Below are 1,460 nucleotides of genomic sequence, written 5' to 3' on the forward strand. Positions count from 1 at the left end.
CCCTCCTGGGGGGGGGGGGGGCGGCCCCCCCCCCCGCCCCGGCGGGGGGGCGGGGGGGGCCCCCGGGCCCGATTCATCCCTTCCTGCGGAACAGGGAGATCACCGCCAGGATCAGGAACACGACGAACAGGATCCAGGCGATGTTGCTCGCCGCGCCGGCGATGCCGCTGAACCCCAGCAGCGCGGCGATGATGGCGATGACGAAGAACACGATGGCGTAGTGCAGCATGTCGGCCTCCTCGATGGTGCCGCGTGGGCGTGGCCGAACTGTGCCAAGCCGCGCATCACGGCACGGTGATGAAACGTGAACAGGCCGTTCGCCGGAACCGGCTCAACCTCCTGCGCGCACGCTGTCGCGAAGCCGGCGCAACCCTTCCTCGATCGACACCCGTGGCACATAGCCGAAGTCGCGCCGTGCCGGTTCCATCGAATACCAGTGCGGCGTGCACAGTTGCTCGGCGAGGAAGCGCGTCATCGGCGGTTCGCCGCGCAGGCGCAGCAGCGGCCACAGCCTCTCGCACACCGCGCCGATACGGTACGCGGCCTTGAAGGAGATCGACTTCTCCACCGCCGGCGCGCCCATCGCCGCGAGCAGCTTGTTGAGCAGTTCGCGCATCGGCAGCGGTTCGCCGTTGGAGATGAAATAGGCCCTGCCGGCGCAGGCCGCGCCCGCCACCAGGTGGTCGAAGGCATCGAAGTGCGCCTGCGCGGCATTGTCGATGTAGGTCGTGTCCACCTTGTTCAGCCCGTCGCCGACGAAGCGCAGGCGCCCGGCACGGGCGCGCTCGGCCAGGCGCGGTACCAGCTGGTTGTCGCCCGGGCCCCAGATCAGCCGCGGGCGCAGCGCCACGGTGGCCAGTTCCGGGCCGTTGGCGGCCAGCACCTCGCGCTCGGCGATGGCCTTGGTGGCCGCATACGGCGCCTGGAAATCCTCGCCGTAAGGCACTTCGTCGGCGCCCAGCCCTTCCACCGGGTGGGTGGCGCGGTGGGTCACGCTGGGCGTGGAGGTATACACCAGCCTGCCGATGCCATGCGCGCGGCAGGCCGCCAGTACATTGCGGGTACCCGCCACATTTGCCTGGAAGTAACTGTCGTAGCTGCCCCACGCACCCGCCTTGGCGGCATTGTGGAACACCGCGTCGACGCCGGCGGCGGCGTGGCGCACGGCATTGCCATCGGCCAGGTCGCCACGCACCTGGCCCACGCCCAGGGCGGCCAGCGCAGGGTAATGGCCACGATTGAAACTGAGCACCTCATGCCCGCGCTCGACCAGCCCGCGGCACAGCGCCTGCCCGAGGAAACCGCCGCCACCGGTGACGAGGATTTTCATTCTTCCGGATGTCCCTGTTGGAGGGCTCCGCCTCCCCAGCCCTCCCCTTCGCCTGCGGCAAGAGGAAGGATGCACGATGCTGCGGCTTTTACCCCCTCCCTTTCGCCGCAGGCGAAGGGGAGGGCTGGGG

At 69.9% G+C, this 1,460-nt stretch carries 2 protein-coding genes; both read right to left on the reverse strand.

Going from position 1 to position 1,460, the window contains the following annotated elements; genetic code table 11:
- Positions 1-73 precede the first annotated feature (73 nt).
- Positions 74-229 (reverse strand): DUF1328 domain-containing protein, encoded by a 156-nt coding sequence (locus QMX80_RS19150; RefSeq protein ID WP_082443529.1) that lies wholly within the window; start codon positions 227-229, stop codon positions 74-76.
- 102 nt (positions 230-331) lie between these two features.
- Entirely contained in the window at positions 332-1,330 is a 999-nt protein-coding gene (oleD, locus tag QMX80_RS19155; protein WP_282278763.1) for a 2-alkyl-3-oxoalkanoate reductase, read from the reverse strand.
- Between the last annotated feature and the right edge of the window lie 130 nt (positions 1,331-1,460).

It is taken from the genome of Stenotrophomonas sp. PS02297 (genome assembly GCF_029959705.1).
Classification (GTDB): domain Bacteria; phylum Pseudomonadota; class Gammaproteobacteria; order Xanthomonadales; family Xanthomonadaceae; genus Stenotrophomonas; species Stenotrophomonas nitritireducens.

Excerpts from the sequence above, each read along its gene's own strand:
- oleD (WP_282278763.1), bottom strand. The coding sequence starts at position 1,330 with ATGAAAATCCTCGTCACCGGTGGCGGCGGTTTCCTCGGGCAGGCGCTG.
- QMX80_RS19150 (WP_082443529.1), bottom strand. The coding sequence starts at position 229 with ATGCTGCACTACGCCATCGTGTTCTTCGTCATCGCCATCATCGCCGCG.